Source organism: candidate division WOR-3 bacterium, from assembly GCA_011052815.1.
Classification (GTDB): Bacteria; Hydrothermota; Tepidihabitantia; order SM23-42; family SM23-42; genus DRIG01.
Map to the genome: position 1 here is coordinate 1 of DRIG01000098.1, position 19,901 is coordinate 19,901.

Annotated in this window: 10 protein-coding genes; 7 read left to right on the forward strand and 3 right to left on the reverse strand. The window is 44.0% G+C overall.

Annotation, left to right across the window (positions count from 1 at the left end; all coding sequences use genetic code 11):
* Positions 1 to 226: 226 nt before the first annotated feature.
* Positions 227 to 3,583 carry a hypothetical protein gene (locus tag ENI34_09575; GenBank protein HEC79367.1) on the forward strand — a complete coding sequence of 1,119 codons (3,357 nt, stop codon included), beginning with the start codon at positions 227 to 229 and terminating at the stop codon, positions 3,581 to 3,583.
* 9 nt (positions 3,584 to 3,592) lie between these two features.
* On the opposite strand, the gene ENI34_09580 is transcribed toward ENI34_09575, so the two are convergent.
* Both ENI34_09580 and ENI34_09585 read right to left on the reverse strand, forming a co-directional pair.
* Complete coding sequence (locus tag ENI34_09580) at positions 3,593 to 7,330, reverse strand: tetratricopeptide repeat protein (protein ID HEC79368.1); 3,738 nt, start codon at positions 7,328 to 7,330, stop codon at positions 3,593 to 3,595.
* Between the two features lie 51 nt (positions 7,331 to 7,381).
* Positions 7,382 to 8,854 carry a PAS domain S-box protein gene (locus tag ENI34_09585; GenBank protein ID HEC79369.1) on the reverse strand — a complete coding sequence of 491 codons (1,473 nt, stop codon included), beginning with the start codon at positions 8,852 to 8,854 and terminating at the stop codon, positions 7,382 to 7,384.
* A gap of 110 nt (positions 8,855 to 8,964) precedes the next feature.
* Between ENI34_09585 and ENI34_09590 the strand changes: the two genes are divergently transcribed.
* Genes ENI34_09590 through ENI34_09605 form a run of 4 tightly spaced genes read left to right on the forward strand, consistent with a single transcriptional unit; the run spans position 8,965 to position 13,445 of the window.
* Positions 8,965 to 9,474, forward strand: coding sequence for a CvpA family protein (locus ENI34_09590; GenBank protein HEC79370.1), 510 nt, complete (start codon positions 8,965 to 8,967; stop codon positions 9,472 to 9,474).
* Positions 9,455 to 10,204 carry a hypothetical protein gene (locus ENI34_09595; protein ID HEC79371.1) on the forward strand — a complete coding sequence of 250 codons (750 nt, stop codon included), beginning with the start codon at positions 9,455 to 9,457 and terminating at the stop codon, positions 10,202 to 10,204. Before ENI34_09590 ends, ENI34_09595 begins: the two co-directional genes overlap by 20 nt.
* 29 nt (positions 10,205 to 10,233) lie before the next feature.
* Positions 10,234 to 12,597 (forward strand): hypothetical protein, encoded by a 2,364-nt coding sequence (locus tag ENI34_09600; protein ID HEC79372.1) that lies wholly within the window; start codon positions 10,234 to 10,236, stop codon positions 12,595 to 12,597.
* Positions 12,598 to 12,611: 14 nt separating this feature from the next.
* Positions 12,612 to 13,445, forward strand: coding sequence for a hypothetical protein (locus ENI34_09605; protein ID HEC79373.1), 834 nt, complete (start codon positions 12,612 to 12,614; stop codon positions 13,443 to 13,445).
* 15 nt (positions 13,446 to 13,460) lie between these two features.
* Here ENI34_09605 and ENI34_09610 read toward each other — a convergent pair whose 3' ends face one another.
* Entirely contained in the window at positions 13,461 to 14,753 is a 1,293-nt protein-coding gene (locus tag ENI34_09610; GenBank protein ID HEC79374.1) for a hypothetical protein, read from the reverse strand.
* A gap of 102 nt (positions 14,754 to 14,855) precedes the next feature.
* Between ENI34_09610 and ENI34_09615 the strand changes: the two genes are divergently transcribed.
* Together ENI34_09615 and ENI34_09620 are read left to right on the forward strand one after the other, a co-directional pair.
* Positions 14,856 to 19,415, forward strand: a complete 4,560-nt coding sequence (locus tag ENI34_09615) for a T9SS type A sorting domain-containing protein (GenBank protein HEC79375.1) — start codon at positions 14,856 to 14,858, stop codon at positions 19,413 to 19,415.
* Positions 19,416 to 19,520: 105 nt separating this feature from the next.
* A partial coding sequence (locus ENI34_09620) for an inositol-3-phosphate synthase (protein HEC79376.1) occupies positions 19,521 to 19,901 on the forward strand: 381 nt, incomplete at its 3' end.

The window sequence follows — 19,901 nt, forward strand, 5'->3', positions numbered from 1 at the left end:
CAAGAGGGAAAAGGGGAAATGGTGAAACGGAGAAACGGAGAATGGGAGATTCTTCGCGGAGTTTACACTGAACAGAGTGAATGTGCTTAGAATAACGGGGAGAAACAGGGAAAGGGAGAAGCAGTGGATGCAGAGTTTATCGTTCTTGACATATTATAATATATGTTTATAATTATTTATAAAGACAAAGGAAGGCGTTAACGTTGTTTTTTTATGAGGAGGTTTTATGGTGAAACATCTGTTTTTTATCTTGATATTTATTTCCATACCGGCGGTTTTGTTCGGCAGTTGGGATGTGGATACGATATTTATCTGGGATAATGATCGAGGGGAGTCGATTCAAACAATGCCCGCCGTCGGAATAATAGGCGGGGGTAGTAACGGCGGATTCGCCGCATGGCAGGATTCACGCTGGGGGGATTATGATATTTTTCGTCAGCGTTACTTCTGGAACGGAGTACTTCCTGTTCCGAATTTTATGGTGAGTCAGGATGATTTCAACAGGTTCCAGCAGGTACATACTGATGTCAGTTCCAACCCGCAGAACGGTTGTATCGTGGTGTGGGAGGATTCAAGTTATCAACCTCAGAAACCAGCTAAAATATATTGTGCATTATATGGCATGGAACCGTTTCTTGTTTATGAAGCTGAAAGTTCTCAAAAGTTTCCGGCGGTTTCCAGCCGTTATTACGGCTGGTTTGCAATCTCCTGGACCAGCTATACAACAAGTCAGATGCCGGCGATTCTTTGTAAATTTTACGATGAAAACGGGGTGGAACAGAGATTCAATACTGTTCGTCAACGGGATTCAATTGATTTTGCTGTTCCTGTTTCCCGGGTTGCGTATAATGACTCAGGAGCCCTTATTGTTTATGAAGATTACAGTAGTGACGGTACTCAATGTTCGATCTATGGTCAGTATTGTAACCGAAACGGTGCGATTCTTGTACCACGACAGAAGCTCAGCCATTTGGCCGGGGACAGCCGGGATGAACGTTCACCTGATGTGGCGATTAATGAAAACGGATATATGGTCGTGGTGTGGGAGGATTACCGCTCTGGAGATGCGGATATCTATGCCCAGCGGTTCGTCGTCCTGCCTGATACCTTTGAATTCATCGGTTCGGAGATGGTTATATCGGAAATTTCCGGAGTGGATGAACTTTATCCTCACGTAGCATTGTTTGCTGACGGTTCTTTTGTCGTTGTGTGGCATGACAAAAGAGGAAGTGATTATGATGTTTATTACCGCGCCTGGGTAAACGGTTATGGTCTGAAAGAACCACACCGAGTTCCTCATAATAATACAGCTGATCAGATGTACCCGGATGTTGCGGGTCGTTACGGCGAAAATTTGAGTATTGTATGGGCAAGCCGGGTGTACAGTGATTACGACGATGTTTTCCTGAGAAATTTCACTCTCAGCAGCCAGGGTGCAACTGGTATTGATTCGATAACCGGTGATATTCCGCTTGTGCCCGTAGACCCGGATACAAATGTCGGTGGTCGTAAATGCTGGTATTTTGATGATGAAAATTATGATGACCCGGCGACACCGGGTTGGAATGAAGATCCGATTGCCGAAGCCGAATCCGTATATATTGATTTGGATTCGGCGATTATCGATCAACTTATGGAACTGAATACCAATGGTCAATATTTTATTGTTTCAGAGGATACCCTGCCTTACAGACAGGGGTTCAGGGCTCTGTCTGAATACGATGCAATATTTCTTGATCTGGGTTATCGCACGGGATTGGCTACTGCAGGGACTATTTCCCAGGATGATCAGGATGCACTTGTTGATTATATTGAACCGTCGACTCCCGGAGATACGGGTAAGCCGACGATGGTGGATGGTAATGATTTCGGATATATGTACAAAGGTACAGCATTATTCAGTCTTTATCACGCAGAGTATCTTGGAGATGGTGCTCCTTACGGGTCGGGTAATGTGGATACCCTGTACGGCGTGGCGGGTCAGTTTGCTGAAAACGAGACATTGAAATATGATTATAAAGAACCGGTTGACAATTATGTTGATTCAATAGCGGCATATAACGGCGGTAGGTTGCTGCTGCAGAGCAGCGGAGTCACCGACTGGATGGCGGGCCGTGCAGTCTGCTGGGGTAATTACTGGAAAGGCGGGATGCGTACGCCACAGGGAAACACTATATACAACAGTTTTATTCCCACCGGGATAACGAGCACCAGACATCCAAATACGTACGCGGAATATTATCGTCGGTGCCTCGGATTTCTGGGGTTGAACTGTCAACCCGAGCCGATCACCACCTTACATGCCTATATAGGATCTTCAGAGGGCAGGGTGGTTATCGAATGGCAGGTGGTGTCAGATGACAGCCTGACCGAGTCGGCTGAGGGAGATTATAAGCTGAAATTCAGTCGTCAGAAGATCACCTCGGAAACCGCGTTCAACGATTCTGTGGAAGAATATTATCAGGAATGGAATACCAAAGACAGCGCCGTGGGAGTTTGGGTGACCCAGACGCTGTATGGTTTGCCGCCGCTCGACACCCTTATCTTTGCCCTTAAGGTAAGTGATGAATCCGGACTGTGGGATGCACTCGGTGCTGAGCCGAGGGCGGTTGTAGCGGGTGATTCGATTACACCCCATAATATTCTTATCGCCAATAATTATGTGAAGGATTTTTCGATTAGATACGAGTTCCTGGACGTCCATATTTCGAACCCTGAAGATTCACTCTTCGTCACGTGGGATGATGATAGTTTTTACATCGGTTTTATCGGCCAGAGTTTCGTCGGTTCCGGAGACCTGCTCATCTATTTTGATATTACAAACGGCGTGGGAGCGGACAGTACATATCCATATAACGGTACCACGACGAATTGCGCTCCTTTCAATGCGGCAAGCGGAGAATTCCGACCCGATTACTGTTTCATACTTGAGACCTATAATACGGTTTATCTCTATCAATGTACCGGCAAGCAGAGGGGCCGCGACGCCTGGACTCCGATAACTTTTCACGGAGCTTATTCCGAGGATAATGTGGTTCACAATTACGAATATACCGAGATAAGCATACCGTTTTCAGACCTCGGTTATAATACCTCCAACCCCTTTAAACTTGTCGTTACCGTTCAATCAGAGACAGATAACAGCCGAACCCATATCTATCCGATCTTTAATCCAACCGGAATCGGTACAATAACCCAGTATTACCAGTGGTCGCATCTGGGCGCTGATATGGTGCCCAGGTATACAGTCAGTGTCGTGGGAGTTGATGAATCTGAATTATTCACCGGTCTAAGTCACGGTGAAAAGGACTTATCCGTAGTGCCGAATCCATTTACCAGAGGGGTTGATATTTACTTCAGTCCCGGTCGCTTGAAGTCCGAGGAGATAATTTTGAAAATCTTCGATGCAACGGGAAGATTGGTGAAAAGATTTGAACTCAGTTCTTCTGCTCCAGATACTATGATGAGAGTCACCTGGAACGGGTGTGATGAGGCAGGGCATCGGATGAGCGGAGGTGTTTATTTCTGTGAACTTGAGGCGGCTGATCATTCTGTGTTTGAAAAGATGATCTACCTGCGGTAAAATCCTTTTTTAGATTTTCACTTCGAGTTTTTCCCGAATTGAAGTTTTTTGCGGTTCTTCGAAATGTTCTGCAAGTGGAGATATTATTCTTTCATATTCCGAGCGGTATTTTTCTTCCTCCTGGATTTTCCCCAATTTTTTGAAGACCTCGGCGGTCAACCATAGGCCGGCGGCGAGATATTCACGGGCACCGCAGTTGCGTGCCTGGTCGGTTGTTTTCATCAGTATGTTGAGGGTCTCCGGATAATTTTCTTTATGGATGGTGAGTTGGGCATTTGTCAGGCTGTTGTAAAGTTGGAGAATTCTGTCGCCGAGCTCCGCCGAAAGGCTGATGCTTTTCTGAATGTTTTCATCGACCCGATCGAATTCTTTTTTAAGGACCATGATTCGGGCCAATCTTCCGAATGTCCAGGCATAAAGTCTTTTGTTCCCAATTTTACGGCAGAGGTCGGGTAACTCTTCAAAGACCGTCTTCATATCTTTGTATCTTTGCTGAGCGGTCAAGAATTCCAATTTCAGCTCCAGTACGAGTGTAAGAATTTCAAGATCATTGATTGCACGTGCTTTCTTTTCGATATTATTAACTTTATTTTCAACTTCGTCGTAAAGGCCGATCTTATTTTCAACTGCTGCGACTGCAATCGTTGAAATCACGCTGTTCCTTTGATCTCCGATTTTGTTAAAAATTTCTCTGCTTTTGTGAAATTGTTCAAGTGCGGATTTATAGTCACCTGTATAGAACCAGTCCCAGCCGAAGGACCTCCGCGCGATCGCCTCGTTGAGTGGATCCTGAATGGCTTCGGCGATTTCTATCGCATTCTTATGATAATCAAAGGCTTCTTTTATTCTACCCTGATATTGATATACATCTCCGATATTGTTGTTCATAAACATATTCTGCTGGGGTTCCCCGGTTATTTTTGCGATTGTCAGGGCTTCGGAAAATTTCTCAAAGGCTTTATCAAGCCGCCACATCTGGGCATAGGCAAGTCCGATATTACCGAGAGCCAGCGATTCCACAACTTTATCTCCGATCTCAGAAGCAAGTTCCCGGGCATTATCGAGTTTTTTCATGGCACTGTCCATATTTCCGAGCCAGAGATTTATCAACCCCATTTGATTCAGACAGCGTGTGATGTTTTCTTTTTCTCCTATTTTTTCAAATAAATCACAGGCTTTATTATAATAGTCAAGGGCTTTTGGTAAGTCACCTTTTCTCTCGAGAAGTTCTCCGATATTTGAATTTGCCAATGCCATAGCCTTTTTATCGTTCATTTCGCTGCTTAATTCTTCAGCATTCACGAAATAATCCAGTGCTTTTCCATAATCACCGGCATGGAGATAGTAGTTGCCCAGATTATTGAGCGCCAATACTTCGATCCGTTTATCGCCGATCTTCTTCGCCGTCCGTCTCGCCCGTGTCCAGTAACTCAATCCTTTTTTTGGAACCCCCATTTCCTGATAGATAATGCCGATGTTCAAACAGGCACCGGCTTCGTCTTTCAATGACCCCATTTTGTGAGCTAAACGCAGGGAACGTTTCTGAGCCAGAAGCGCCTCATTCATATTTGCCAGCAGTTTGAATACCCACCCCTGTCTTCTTAAGATTTCCAGTTTATCCTTCATCTCTTTTTCGTTGAGATCTTTTTTATTCAGTAATTCCAGCGCCTGTCTGAAGAAATTAACCGCTTCTTTCAATGCATATAAACGATAAGATTTTTCAGCCGCTGATTTTGAATATTCGATTCCTTTTTCTTCATCAGTCGATTTCACAAAATGGTAGGCGAGTTCTTCAAGATATTCATGTAGTCTATCTGAGAATAATTCTTCAAGTATCTTTCCTATCCGGCTGTGAAGTTCTTTTCTCCTTTTTTTCAACAACGAGCCGTAAACCACCTCATAAGTCGTCGGAGATATGAATTCATAACTTTTCCCATCTGTTTCAATATGGGAAGTGAGAATTCCTTCGAAATGTTCCAGACTATCGAGTTCAGGCTGTAGTTCGGATTCCGGAATATCCAGGATTTTGGAAAGGAACGACGGTTTGAAAGTTTTGCCCAGAATCGAGGCGTACTGGAGTACACGCCTTTCCGCTTCGCTCATACGGTCGATTTGGTCAAGGATCACTCCGGAGATCGATTCTGCGATGTCCAGTTTCCTGAATCGGTTTGTCGCATAAACTCTGCCTTTGTGACGGCGTATTCCGCCTTTTTTAAGGAGAAATTTTATTATTTCCTGGGTGAACAGCGGGTTTCCCTGTGATTTTTCATAAACGCTGTCAGTTAAGCCGGGTTCAATCTCTGTGATATCGAGGAGCCTTTTTATATACTCTTCGGTTTCTTCTTTCGGAAAATTGTTCAGGGAGATGGTTGTGCAGTTTTTCAGGCGGAGCCAGGGAAAGGCGTAATCAGAACGATACTCGAAGATCAAAAGAAGAGGAACAGTATTCATATCGGCTATTAGACAGTCGAACAGCTCATTACTGGTCGGGTCGCTCCACTGCAGATCTTCAATTCTAAGGGCAAGCGGTGTATTTTCCGATTCACGATATATTATTTTTTTGATGACCGCAAATATTCTTTTCTTTAGTTCCTCGGGCGGAATTTTTTCAATCTGGGAAAATCGTATGCCGTAGAGCGTGCAGATATAGGGGAGTGTTTCATCAAGTTCCATCCCCAGATTTTTCAGTTTTAAACTTATTAATAATTTTTTTTCTTCTTCTTTTGTTTCTTTTTTGATATTAAAATATCCGTTTAAAATATCAAGGACGGCTGAGAAAGGTTCATCGATTCGATATGACATACACCTTGCATTCAACACGGTGAACCCGTTTTTCTGCGATAAGAGAAGAGATTCGACCCCCAATCTTGTTTTGCCGGCACCAGGGTCGCCGACGATACCGATGATCATACCTTTTTCTGCTTTTACCTTGTTAATTACACTCTGGATTGTTTCGAGCTCCTGCCTTCGACCCACAAGCTTTAATTTTATTATATCGGGCAGTCGATAGTGTTCGTTCATACCTTTTACCAGATATATCTGGATGGGTTTTTTCTTTCCTTTTACTTTCACCGAGGGTCTCTTTTCGGCGTCGACCACATCCGCGATATATTGATAAGTGTAATTACTGATTATGATTTCATCGGCCTGCGCCACTTTTTCGAGCCTTGCCGAAAGGTTCACTGTATCGCCGATGACCGTATATTCCATCCTTTCATCAGAACCGACGTTGAGAGCTACTGCGTGGCCTGTATTGATGCCGATACTCATTGACAGGGGTTGTTTAAACTTTTTTTCTTCATTAAACTTTTTCATTTCCTGCTGCATTTCGAGGGCGGCACGCACCGCCCGTTCCGGATCGTCATGATGGGCGACCGGAGCTCCGAAAAGAACCATCAGGGCGTCACCGAGGAATTTGTCCACACTCCCTTCATATTTAAAAACGATCTTCAACATACGCGTAAAGAAATCATTGATGATGTTGGCGATATCTTCAGGATCCATTGTTTCGGATAAAGCCGTGAATCCCGACAGGTCGGCGAACGCGACGGTGATATTTCTTCTTTCACCTTCGACTTTTTTCGCCAGGGGGTCGAGTTCTATCTTTTCTACCACCCTTGACGGCAGGTAACGTTTGTATGATTCAATGAGGTTTTTGAGCCAGTTCAATCTTTTATATGTATCATCCTCTCCCTTATAACCTTCGGTTAATTTTTTTATTTCTTCGATTATTCTATTTTCTTCCATAATACAATTGTAGCTAAATTTCAGGGGAGGTCAATATCTGTGACCTGTGGATTATTTTTTGTTTTTTATGACTTTTAAGAACGCCTTCACCACTTTTGGATCGAATTGTTTACCTGATTCTTTTTTTAAAATCTGTATTGCTTTTTTTGTTGATATGGCTTTACGATACGGTCGATCTGTTGTCATGGCGTCATATGCATCGGCTACTGCTATGATCCGTGCACCTATCGGTATCTGATCTTTTTTCAAACCGTTGGGATAGCCGTTGCCGTCATAACGCTCATGCTCGGATTTTATTATTTCACAGGTGGTTGTCAGATGTTTTACATCTTTGAGTATATTATTTCCGATATCCGGATGCTTTTTTATGAGGGCGAATTCAGCGTCGGTAAGGGGTTCCACTTTACTCAGTATCGTATCCTTTATGCCGATCTTACCGATGTCATGTAGATAACCGGCGTAATTGAGTTCCCTCATCTGTCGATCACTCAATTTCAAGACCTTTGCTATCCGCAGTGCATATTTTCTTACTCTCTCGGAGTGCCCCCGTGTATAATGGTCTTTCGCTTCCATTGCAGAAACAAGCGCCTTGATCGTGTCAAGGTAACTTTCTTCAAGTGATTTATACAACCTGCTGTTCTCGATCGCTATTGCCGCTTGATTCGCGATTAAAGTTAATGTTCTTATGTCGTCTTTATCGAATGCATTGGCTTTGTAACTTTCGACGTTTATTACACCGAGGATTTTTTCGCCTAATTTTAAGGGAACTGTGATTTCTGATTTTGTTCTGCTGTCGAGTAATAAATAACGTTTTTCCTTGCTTACTTCATTGATCAAACAGGGACGGCCGGTCTTTGCAACATAACCGGTGATTCCTTCTCCTAATTTAATTTTTTTGTTCTGCTTCCGGTTGGTAAAGGGTCTCGTCGTCGCCTTTATGCGCAATTCTTTTTGCTTTTCGTCGAGCATCAAGATACCCACTCTTTCATAGCCGAATGTTTCGCTGAGATATATCAGAATTTTGGAAAAAAGAAGGTCGATGTTGATCGTCGAGGTTAATTCTTTGCCTATATTGTAGAGAAGACTCAGTTCTTTTATTATTTTGGACAGATGTTCGATATCTTTTTTGTGTTCGGTGATGTCGGTTGCAAAACCCAGGACTCCTATGACTTTACCTTTTTCTCTTAACGTAGCGGCGCTTACTTTGGCATAAAGAATTTCTCCATTTTTATCAATGAACCCCAGTTCGTACGGTTTGATGTTTTTACCGTTCGACAGTTGTTTGAACACCTTTGATACTTTTTTACGGAAAGCAGGAGCGACGATTTTGAGAAATCTTTTACCGAGGAGCTCTTCAACGTGATAATGGAAGAATTTCTCTACGTATTTGTTGATGTATTTGATAACACCTTTTGTATCGACAACGACGACCGCAGAAGCGATGTTTTTGAATACCGATTTATGGTGCAATTTGATAAAATTATCCAGTGGGTGGGATGCATTGCGGTTATTATCTTTGGTCATTATGTTATTCTCATTATAACGATATATTTAATTTTGTCAATGATTTTACTGACGGGAAAAAGCATAGAAGATAATTGACTTATGGAAAAACCTGTTTATAATAATTCGTCATGACATGGATTGACATTTTGATTGTTATAATAATGCTCGCATTGATATTACACGGTATTATCAGAGGATTGGTAAAAAGTATTTTTGATATCCTCGGGATCGTCATAGGCTATCTGCTGGCGCTTAATTTCAGTGGTTGTCTGGGTATTCCGAGGTTCATCGCATTCTTTCTGGTTTTCTTTATTTCTCTCGTAATCGTGGTGATAATCGGCAGGATTATTTCGAAATTGATTCATATAACTCCCCTCGGTATATTCGACAGAATTCTGGGAGGGATATTGGGAGCGGTAAAAGGTTTTATCATCTGTTTCATCTTTTTGATTATAATTATTTTACTACAGAAATCCGACAAAACGCTCTATAGTTCAAGTATCGCTCCTTTGATTCTGCGCGGCGGGCTCACCGCGAGTCAGACCCTGCCGAAGTCGTGGTATAAACGTATTGAAAAGATAGTCACCGGAAAAAGGATTTTGGTCAGAGACCATTACGATGATTACATTTATTTCTGATTTCGGCGGGCGGGATTGGTTTGTCGCCGCAGTAAAAGGTGAAATATACAGGATAACTAAAGATGCTGTGATTGTGGATATTACCCATGGTATTAAGCCGCATGATATTCTTTCAGCGGCATTTGTTCTTAAGTCTGTGTACCGTAATTTTCCGAAAGGGACCGTTCACCTTGTGGTTGTCGATCCGGGTGTGGGCGGCGACAGAAAACCTCTTATTGTTGAATCAGAAGGGTACTATTTTGTAGGTCCTGATAACGGAGTGTTTTCTTATATTTATAAAGATGACTCAAAGATTTATGTAATTGAAGTAGAGGAGGAGACGAGTGTAACTTTTCACGGACGCGATATATTCGCACCTGCAGCGGCGCGGCTGTCCCTGGGTCGAAGACCGGATACATTTGGAAGAAAGACAGACGGCTGTAAAAAGATTCCTTTTCCGGTTTACAGACGAGAAAACGAAAGAATCATCGGCGAGGTGGTTTATATCGATCATTTCGGAAACCTCATTACGAATATTCCGAATAGTGTTAAATTCAATAGAGTATATTGTGAAGGAAAAGAGATCTCCGTAAAGAATTTTTACGAAGAAGGAGAACCCGAAGAAGCTATATGTATTAAAGGGAGTGTCGGTTATTATGAAATTGCCTGTAATAAAGGAAGTGCAAAGGATGTACTGGGAGCCGCTGTCGGCACCTGGGTGATTTGTGATACTGTCGATGATGCTTATTGACTAAATAATAGATTCAGATAGAATAGACCATGCGCGGTGGATTGAAGAATATATTGAAAAGAAAGATTTTACTCCTTGACGGCGCCACGGGTACAAATCTGCTTGACAAAGGATTGATGCCCGGTGAATCTCCGAGTGCGTTGAATATAAGAAATCCTGAAGCGGTATTCAACATCCAGAAGGCATATGTCGACGCCGGTGCTGATGCTATTTTGACCAATACATTCAGCGCCAATCCGATGAACATCGAATCAAAATCTCTGAACAGGGTTATCAAGAAAGGAGTTATGATAGCGAAACGTGCCGCTGGAAAACGAGCGTTCGTAATCGGTGATGTCGGGCCGCTTGGAGAGCTCATCAAACCTTATGGTGATTTCAGTTTTGACGAAGCTTACAGGGTATTTTATAGTATAATCAGGATCCTCAGTAAGGCGGGTGTAAAAATATTTCTTCTTGAGACTTTCACCTCGATCATCGAAGCAAAGGCGGCTTTCCACGCCGCCCGTAAATTTTCCGATGATGTGTTTGTTTCTTTTTCACTGCAGGACAACGGGCGGACATTAATGGGTGAGCTTCCTGAAACGATAGCCGTGACTTTTGAGGCACTGGGCGCGCGCGCCGTCGGAATAAATTGTTCTCTACCTGATATCATTCTCGATGCGATTTCCAGAATGAAGGGAGTTGTGGGGTTGCCGTTGATCGCCAAACCGAATGCCGGAAGGATAAGGATGGAAAAGAATAGGGTGCACCACACTCTGTCTGATCGGGATGTCGCCCGGTACTACAGCAGATTTCTAAAAGCCGGTGCGGGCGTCATCGGAGGCTGCTGTGGGACGACGCCTTCCTATATAAAATATCTCAGTCGCAAGAGCAGACAGGTGCACAGATGCACGAAGGGCAGGAGCAAAGTATTCATCCTCGCCTCACCGCAAAGAATTTTGAAGGTCGATGGTTCTTCACCGGTCGTCATCGGAGAAAGGTTGAACCCTTCTGGCCGAAAGCGATTGAAAAGAGAATTGTGCAGCGGAAATTATTCGAGCTATGGTGAGGATGCTGAGGCACAGGAAGCCGCCGGCGCTGAAATCCTCGACGTCAACGCTTTTGTTGTTACACTCAATGAAGAAGAGACAATGGAGCGTGCCGTTTTTGAAATATTAAAGAATTCACACCTGCCGCTGTCGATCGATACCCAGAATTTTTCCGCAGCAAAGCGGATATTGTCTTTTTACCCCGGTGTGGGTATCTATAATTCGGTTCCAGCGCGTGTCGGTGAGTTGAAAAAGTGGCTGCCCATGATAAAAGAATTCGGCTTTAAGGCGGTTATATCACTGATCGGAAAGAAGATTCCTGAAACCTTTGAAGAACGGATGGCGAATGTCGTCCTTGCATTAAAGGTCGCTCAGACCATCGGGTTTCCGAAAGAGGATTTAATCTTCGATCCACTGGTCTTTGCTGCGGCGACTGATCGGCTTCAAATAGAGTACACTTTAAGATGTGTAGCAACACTTCATAAAAAAGGATTGAAGACGATCCTCGGTATCTCCAATGTCTCTTTCGGACTCCCTGAACGCTCACATCTGAATGGTGTATTGGCTGCAGCAGCGATTAAGGCGGGTGTGACCTTTCTCATAGTAAACCCTCTGGATCGGATTGTTATGGGGTCTATTTCCGCTGCAAAGGCTTTATTCAAAGGAGATATTACCGGATTCATTGAACGGAGTAAGATGGATAAAGATAAGGTTATTGCAGCAAAAACCAAGGTCGGTCTTTCAAAGAGCCTTGAATCATTTTCTCTGAGCGATGCCATCATCAAAGGGGATGTCGAAGCCAGTCCAGTTCTGGCGGAAAAGCTGCTTGCCTCAGGCAGAAGCGCCCGGGATTTAATCGACCACTATATCTCAAAGAGCCTGAAGGTCGTCGGTGAATATTATGAAAAAGGAGAATACTTTATCCCCGACCTTCTTAAATCTGCAGAGGCGGCAAAAGCCGCACTGGATGTTATAAAAGCCTACCTTCCCAAGAAAAAGAAGAAGGCGAGGGTCATTTTAGCCACTGTTAAGGGTGATATTCATGATATCGGAAAGAATATTGCTTTGATGATCTTTGAGTCAGCCGGTTATGAAGTTGTTGATCTGGGAAAAGATGTTGCAGCGGACAAGATCATCAAAGCGGTTGAGAAATACCGGCCGATCGCCGTCGGTTTAAGCGCTCTCTTGACGACGACGATGGGAGAGATGGAGGTTGTTGTCAGAGAACTCCGTAAAACCGGTTTGAACGTCAAGGTTATTATAGGGGGGCCGAATGTCAGTGATGAGTATGCAAGGAAGATCGGCGCATACGGTGCAGCGAGTAATGTTCTGGATGGATTGAAATTATTGAAACAGATAAGATAGGTATTTAACACCGGATGATTAGTGAGAAACTTCAGAGCAGAAAGATAATTACCGTAGAGATTCTTTTACCTGTTTCAGGTCCTATCAGCGGTTTGTATAAAGAGATCACTCCGCTGCAGGATTATATTGATGCTTTGAACATTCCATCCAATCCCCTCGGGAAATTACGGCCGGATGCACTCTGCTGTGCCCATTTAATCCAGGAGAAAACAGGTATTGAAACGATTCCGCATTTTGTGGCGCGCCATTATACCTCACTCGCATTTGAAAGTCATCTGCTCGGTGCAGCGGCCCTGGGAATTGAGAATATTCTTTGCGTCACCGGCGACAACCCGGTCAGGGGGAGGAGTGCTTTTGAATTGAACTCTTCCAGACTTATCTGTATCGCAAAGGGGTTGAAACAAGGTATAACTTCATCACGAAAGGCGATCCCCGCGGTCGATTTTTGTTTATGTACAAGTTTTAATCCTAATGTGCCGAATATCCATGGGGAATTCATCAAAGCAGCGGCGAAATGCGAGGCTGGTGCCGAGGTTTTTTTTACTCAGCCCATATTTGATCCGGTCAATTTTCTGAAGATACTGAAAGAATTCCGTATGAGGCACAAAGATGTTAAGGTGATCGCCGGTCTTTCTTTTCTTCATTCCAAAAAAAGGGCATTTTCGTTGATGAAATTTCTGGGAATTCCTTATGACTACATAAATAACATCGAAGAGCGGAATGAGACGGAGATGCTGTTGGAAAATGTAAAAATATTAAAGGAACATATAAACGGTTTCTATATTATTCCGATCGGTCGATATGGATGTGCTTTAGACCTTGCCAGAGCCATCCGTTCTGTTCTTTAATCGATAGGGATTAAATTATTGCGAGGCGGCTCTCAGGGTTAAATAAGAGATCAGAAAAGAGGCAAACACTGAACCGATTTCTATATAATCCTGCCAGAATTTAAAGATTTGTCGGGGGACATAGATGCGGTCTCCCTGTTCAACCACCGGATCCTTTTTAATGAATATCTTCTTTTTTCCCCGCTGGATGTACGCTCCACCCATATAAGCATCGCCCAGGGGACCACCAGCGAGTCCGATATAGTCGCTTGCCTTTAGATTCGGTTGATAGGTCAGCGGTCCGGGATTAACGACCTGCCCCTGGACATATACGATTGCATTGACCGAGGGTATGACGAGCACATCGCCGTCAGAGAGTTCTATATTCTCCTCACTTATTTCATCGGCTAAAACCTTTGTAAGGTTGACCGGGATTCTTTCTCCTTCTCGTTCGATATATGCATGTTCCAGGTCTGCCCAGGGAGTAGTTCCACCGGCTTTTGTAATTAATTCTGAAACACGTTCACCTTCGTTGAGTTCGTAGAGTCCTTCACTTGTCCTTTCTCTTGCGGCAGTGAGTTCGGAAACCCGGAGTTCATAACCTCTTTTTCCGAAGACCGCTCCTTTGACAATGACTGATTTCCCCATCTTTGAGACGATGATTAAATCTCCATCCTGTACATAGGGATTGACCTTGGTATTACCGGTCTTTTCGAATTCTTCAAGGTTTGCGATTTGATGTAATTTCCCCTTACGCAGCACTTTGATTTTGGAGCGGGAACCCAGAGTGGTGATTCCACCGGCTCTTTCAATGACCCTTGATACACGGTCGACCGGCCAGGCAAAGACCTGCCCTGGCCTATTGACCTCTCCCACCACGTAGACAGTGAATCTACGCATACCGAGCAGCGTGATATCCACATTGATATTTCTGAAATACTTCTGGAAAACGCGCTTCAGCGAATCCTTGGCACTCTTTAAAGTGAGATTATAGACGGGGACAGCGGCGACGATATCATATCGGGGGATATACATTCCCTGGGTCGTCGGTATCGATGATACCGGTACGTTGATTGTAAGTTTTCCTTCATAGGTGACGCCGGTGATATAAGAGTAGTTCGTCGCTCCCGTGATTGTGACAAGAAGACTGTCACCCGGCATTAGAATATATTCATCAGAGACGATCGGTTTTTCGAGTCCACTCATTTCAGGAGCAGTGGCCGGGGTGTTTGTTCCTGCTGGCTGGGCATAGAACAGCGGGTATGAGAGAAGTAAGGCAGTAAACAACAGCCCTTTAGTAATTGCCCTTCTCAATATCAGTTTGTTCATAGAAGAATTATATTTAAATCCCCTGATATGTCAACAGATAAACCTCCAATTATTCCTTGACAATCCTTATCCCGCTTATATAATTAAATAAATATAGAGAATATGAGATATCTTTTTATCAGCGGTTTATTTATCTCGACCTTATATGGTATGCTCGTCGATATTCCACTCGATGACCTCAACTATAGAATTGAAGAGGTGGACGGTTTTGAGCATATTATTCTTAAGGATAGGTACACTATATCACCTTTTACGCCGGGCGCTCCGGAAATCACCGCCTTTGTATGCAACTATCTTATTCCCAGGGATCAGGTTCTTTCCGAGATAGAAATCATTGATGAGGAATGGGAAGAATTACCCGGTGAATTCTTTATTTTTCCTGTTCAGGTTTATTCTTCGATCGAGACGACTTCTGTTTTTACTCCTCCGGATCCTCAAATTTATGGTTCTTCAGAATTTTTCCCAGACAGCCCGGTTGTGTTATCCAGCTGTGGTTCACTCAGAGGTTATCGAATCTGTCAGGTGACGATCGCTCCTTTTAAGTATTCGCCTCATAAAAGAAAACTTTATGTACTTAAGAAATTAAGCCTTAATGTGAAGACTGATTACCATCCTGCAGGAATCGCGCCTAAAAGGGTTACTCCTCTGGGAAGATCGGTTTCAGAAAAGTTCGTTGAGGACCTGGTATTGAACAAGGAACATATCCATAATGCAGATTTCCGTCCTTTGACCGTTGTCGAAGAAAATAAAGATGATATACCAGCCACAGAGTTTCCGTCATTATCAGGGGCACCGGTTGACCTGGTGGTTATCACCGATGACAACCAGGCGGCATCCTTTGAAGCATTCCTCCGTTTCAAAAAACTGCTGGGCATCAACGGTGTAGTCAAGAAGGTATCATGGATCCGCCAGCATTACAATGGTGTGGATGATGCAGAAAAAATCCGAAATTTTATCAAAGACGCCCTTATCCAGTGGGGAGTAAGTTTCATCCTTCTGGGTGGAGATACTGATTTGATACCGACGCGTTTTATCTGGATCGACCGAGCGGTCATCTATTCGTCACTCTTACTGCCCATTGCTTCCGACCTCTACTTTTCAGACCTGGATGGAAATTGGAACTTTGATGGTGATGAAAAATTCGGAGAAGTGGCTGATTCTGTTGATTTATATCCGGACCTTTTTGTAGGAAGATTACCGACGACTTCGCCGGATGAAGTTGCTGCATATCTGAATAAATTGCATAATTATTTTTTCCCTTCCGCCGTCGACTATCAGACAAAGGCATTGTTTTTCAGCTCAAACCTCGAAACCAACTGGCCCGGTCTTCCGTATGCCTATGAACTCGCTGAGCATCTGCCCGTTCATTTCACCAAGTCATTTCTTGATGAAACCCTGGGAAATCTTACTTCAGAATCACTCAAAGATTCCGTAAAAGCCGGTGCCGGGGTTGTTGTAGGAATCGGACACGGCGATGTCAATACAATGTGTATCCATTACTGCTGGCCGAGGACTTTCATAAACAATTTCTATTTTGACAGTCTTGTAAACGCCCCCTTTTATGGATTGATGTTTGTGGTCACCTGTTATACGAATCCCTTTCAATCGGATTGCCTCGGAGAACACTGGGTGCTGAATCCTCAAGGAGGGGGGCTGGCGTATATCGGACCGACGAGCTCCAGTGAAGGTAGTCTTCATAAAGAATATATGAAGGTCCTTTGTGACGGACTTTTTAATGATGACAGCACCTGGTACCTGCATACTGCCCTGGGCCGGGCATTGGCATACGCAAAGATTCCTTATATCGGAAACGCCCAGAACAATAACTGGAGTCGGGTTCATCAATTTTCCATCTCCCTGTTGGGTGACCCCACGGTCGTACTATGGAATACTTCTCCAGTACATTTAACCGGCGTCACGGTCAGCCCGGAGACCCTGCAGGTGGGAGATGATACTTTACATTTCTCTTTTGACCCTGCCGTTGTTCCCGACCATATTGAAGTGATTTTTTATAAAGAGGGCGAGACATTTATCAGAGATGTGATAGACCCGATCACCTTGAGATGCCGGGTGAAGACCGAGACGCCCGGTTATTTGAAATACACTCTGTTGATTGATGGTTATATCCCTCTTATTGATTCTGTTTACGTCGCACCGGCTGTTCCTTATCTGGTATATGACGGTTGTACGATCATAGACACCCTTTCAAATGGCAACGGTGTTGTAAATCCCGGTGAAGAAATTTATCTTTATGTCGATTTCAAAAACAACGGAGGGAACACAGCGACCGGTGTCAGCGTTCGATTATGCTGTGATGACAGTTTGTTTACTATTTTAAATGATACGAGTTCAATCTCTGATATCGCCGCCGGAGAAACAGCCCAAAACATCTCACCTTTCTATTTTGTGATATCCGATTCAATGCCGGATGAATATGAATTTGATTTCGAACTTCTCATTACCTATATCAGCGGGATGAACAGTGATAGTTTTCAATTGGTAGGTCTGGCTCCACAATTAGAACATTTTAAACAGGAATTTATCGAAGCAAACGACAGGGTGACCATTATTCCATATGTTGCGAACTATGGTCATTGCGAGGCGGATTCTGTTTACGGTTTTATAAGTTCTAATTCTGATTCTGTCATAGTGCTTGACAGTACCGTGGTCTTTCCTGATATCGGAAGTAATCAGGTGGTGGGTTCGACCCCTGACGTGTTTACGGTACACCGCATTTATCCATCCTGCGAAGTACGTCTGAACCTCAGAATATACCGGAGACAACAAGAGGTCATCAATCGTGATATAATATTGAAAACCCCTGAACCGATCGATTCCCTTGAGACTATCGGTGGCAAGGATAAAATCGCACTCAAGTGGAAGCCGATTTCAAACGCGGCAGGCTATCGTATTTTCAGGTCATTATCACAGGGTGGTCCCTATGATTTCATCGGCAATCGATTGGAAACGACATCTTGTTATGAAGATTTCAATGTCCAAACAGGACTGGAATATTACTATTTTGTACGGGCTGTTGATTCATCAATGAATGAAGGTTCCTCTTCGGATACGGTTTGTGGTGCGTTAAATCCGCGATACGCCGACGGATGGCCTCAAACAGTCTACTGGTGTCAATTTTCTTCTCCGAATTTCGCCGATCTTGATCCGTTTTATCCCGGTCTTGAAATCGTCGTTGCCGGACTCGACGGCGATATTTATGCCTGGCACTGTGATGGTTCGTCGCTCAACGGCAGCACTCCGGTGATATTTGATGCGGGTTCAGAACATATCTGGTCATCGCCGGCACTCGGCGACGTCAATCAGGATGGTCTGATCGATATCGTATTCGGAATTATGAGAAGCAGTGATAATCTTTATGTGATAAGTTATAATCCAGTGGACAGCCAGGCGACGGTGCTTCCTGGCTGGCCGAGGTCTTTGAACGGCAACGGGCTTGTTTCTTCGCCGGTCCTTGCAGACATCGATCAGGACGGCACCCTTGAAATATTCGCGGTTTCCGCTTTTCCCGCTTACCTGTACGCTTTCCATTACGACGGTACCGGTGTTTATGAGCCACAGACCGGCTTGCTGAAGGCTTTATACGGAAGTCTCAGAGGTACGCCGGCTGTGGGGGATCTTGACCGCGACGGCACGTTTGAGATCATCTGCTGCGGCGGCAAAGAGACCGATTCCCTTTTTGTCTGGGATCGATACGGTAATTATTTCCCACCGTTTCCCGTAGCGATTGAACCATCCCAGGAGTATTCTGTCGTCATCGGAGATGTATCGGGTGACAGAAAAAGGGAGATATGTTTTTATTCGGGGAATCCTTCCAATAAGCTCAATCTGGTGGACTGTAATGGTGATATTATATGGCAGTATCAGGTGTTAGCCGATTACAATGAGCTCTGCCCGGCATTTGGTGATATCGACAGGGACGGCAACCCGGAGATCATATTCTGTTATAATGACGGGCTTGATGCAGGAGTTCTTGTTCTGGATTCCACCGGAGTTCTTTTACCGGGATTTCCGAAGCGGGGGCACGATGCTTATCCTCCGGTCATTGCGGATATCGACGGCGATGATGATACAGAATTATTGTGCGGCAGCACTGAATGGAATGTTTATGCCTATAACCAGATGGCGAATTCGACAGCCGGATTTCCGATCAGACTCGGCAGTCGGATAAATTCTTCACCGGCAGTTTACGATATCGACTCTGATGGAACTCTCGAGTTGATGATAAGCTGTTATGACCTTTTATTCCATGTTTTTGACCTTCCTTCTTCCTCTTTTGACTGGCCCCGCTTTCATTATGATCCCTATAATTCCGGTACCTATAAGTCAGGCTACTATACCGGTCATTATGAACTTACAGAAAGACAGAAAAGCGACTTTGATTTTGAGTTGTATCCTACCCCATTTTCGCGATCATTGAATATCTATTTAAATTCTGATTTTCGGGGTAAACATGCTGAACTTAAAATCTACGACGTCGCCGGCAGAGTCGTTAAAAGAATTTATATCTCTGATAAAACATGTACCCGGATAGTCTGGTACGGCGATGATGCCCTGGGCCGACCGGCCGCCAGTGGTGTATATTTCGTTAAATTCACAGATGGTGAGAAAACCAGCATTAAAAAGGTTGTAAAGCTTTATTAATATCATACGAAAACAAGGCGGGTTCTCGGTTTTCCGGGGTTTACGGAATCGTTGACTTTTTGTCAAAAAAATGTACAATTAGGCATATAAAGATAAGGAGGTTTGATGGCTAAAATTAGAGTTGCAATAATCGGTGTAGGAAATTGTTCATCAAGTTTGGTCCAGGGTGTTACTTATTATAAGAATGCCAGTGAAGAGGAGATTATCCCGGGTATTATGCATGCCCGACTCGGCGGTTATCATATCGGTGATATCGAATTCACGCTCGGTATTGATATCGATAAGAACAAGGTGGGGAAGGATTTAGCCGAGGCGATATTCACCAAACCGAATAATACCTATAAATTCTGTGATGTGCCGAAGCTGAATGTTCCTGTTGTCAGGGGAATGACCCATGATGGATTGGGATATTATCTGTCCCAGATTATTGAAAAGGCGCCCGGTCCTACAGCGGATATCGTGGGACTTTTGAAACAGACGAAGACG

Coding starts and splice junctions, on each gene's coding strand:
- ENI34_09575 (HEC79367.1), top strand. CDS start 227: ATGGTGAAACATCTGTTTTTTATCTTGATATTTATTTCCATACCGGCG.
- ENI34_09580 (HEC79368.1), bottom strand. CDS start 7,330: ATGGAAGAAAATAGAATAATCGAAGAAATAAAAAAATTAACCGAAGGT.
- ENI34_09585 (HEC79369.1), bottom strand. CDS start 8,854: ATGACCAAAGATAATAACCGCAATGCATCCCACCCACTGGATAATTTT.
- ENI34_09590 (HEC79370.1), top strand. CDS start 8,965: ATGACATGGATTGACATTTTGATTGTTATAATAATGCTCGCATTGATA.
- ENI34_09595 (HEC79371.1), top strand. CDS start 9,455: ATGATTACATTTATTTCTGATTTCGGCGGGCGGGATTGGTTTGTCGCC.
- ENI34_09600 (HEC79372.1), top strand. CDS start 10,234: ATGCGCGGTGGATTGAAGAATATATTGAAAAGAAAGATTTTACTCCTT.
- ENI34_09605 (HEC79373.1), top strand. CDS start 12,612: ATGATTAGTGAGAAACTTCAGAGCAGAAAGATAATTACCGTAGAGATT.
- ENI34_09610 (HEC79374.1), bottom strand. CDS start 14,753: ATGAACAAACTGATATTGAGAAGGGCAATTACTAAAGGGCTGTTGTTT.
- ENI34_09615 (HEC79375.1), top strand. CDS start 14,856: ATGAGATATCTTTTTATCAGCGGTTTATTTATCTCGACCTTATATGGT.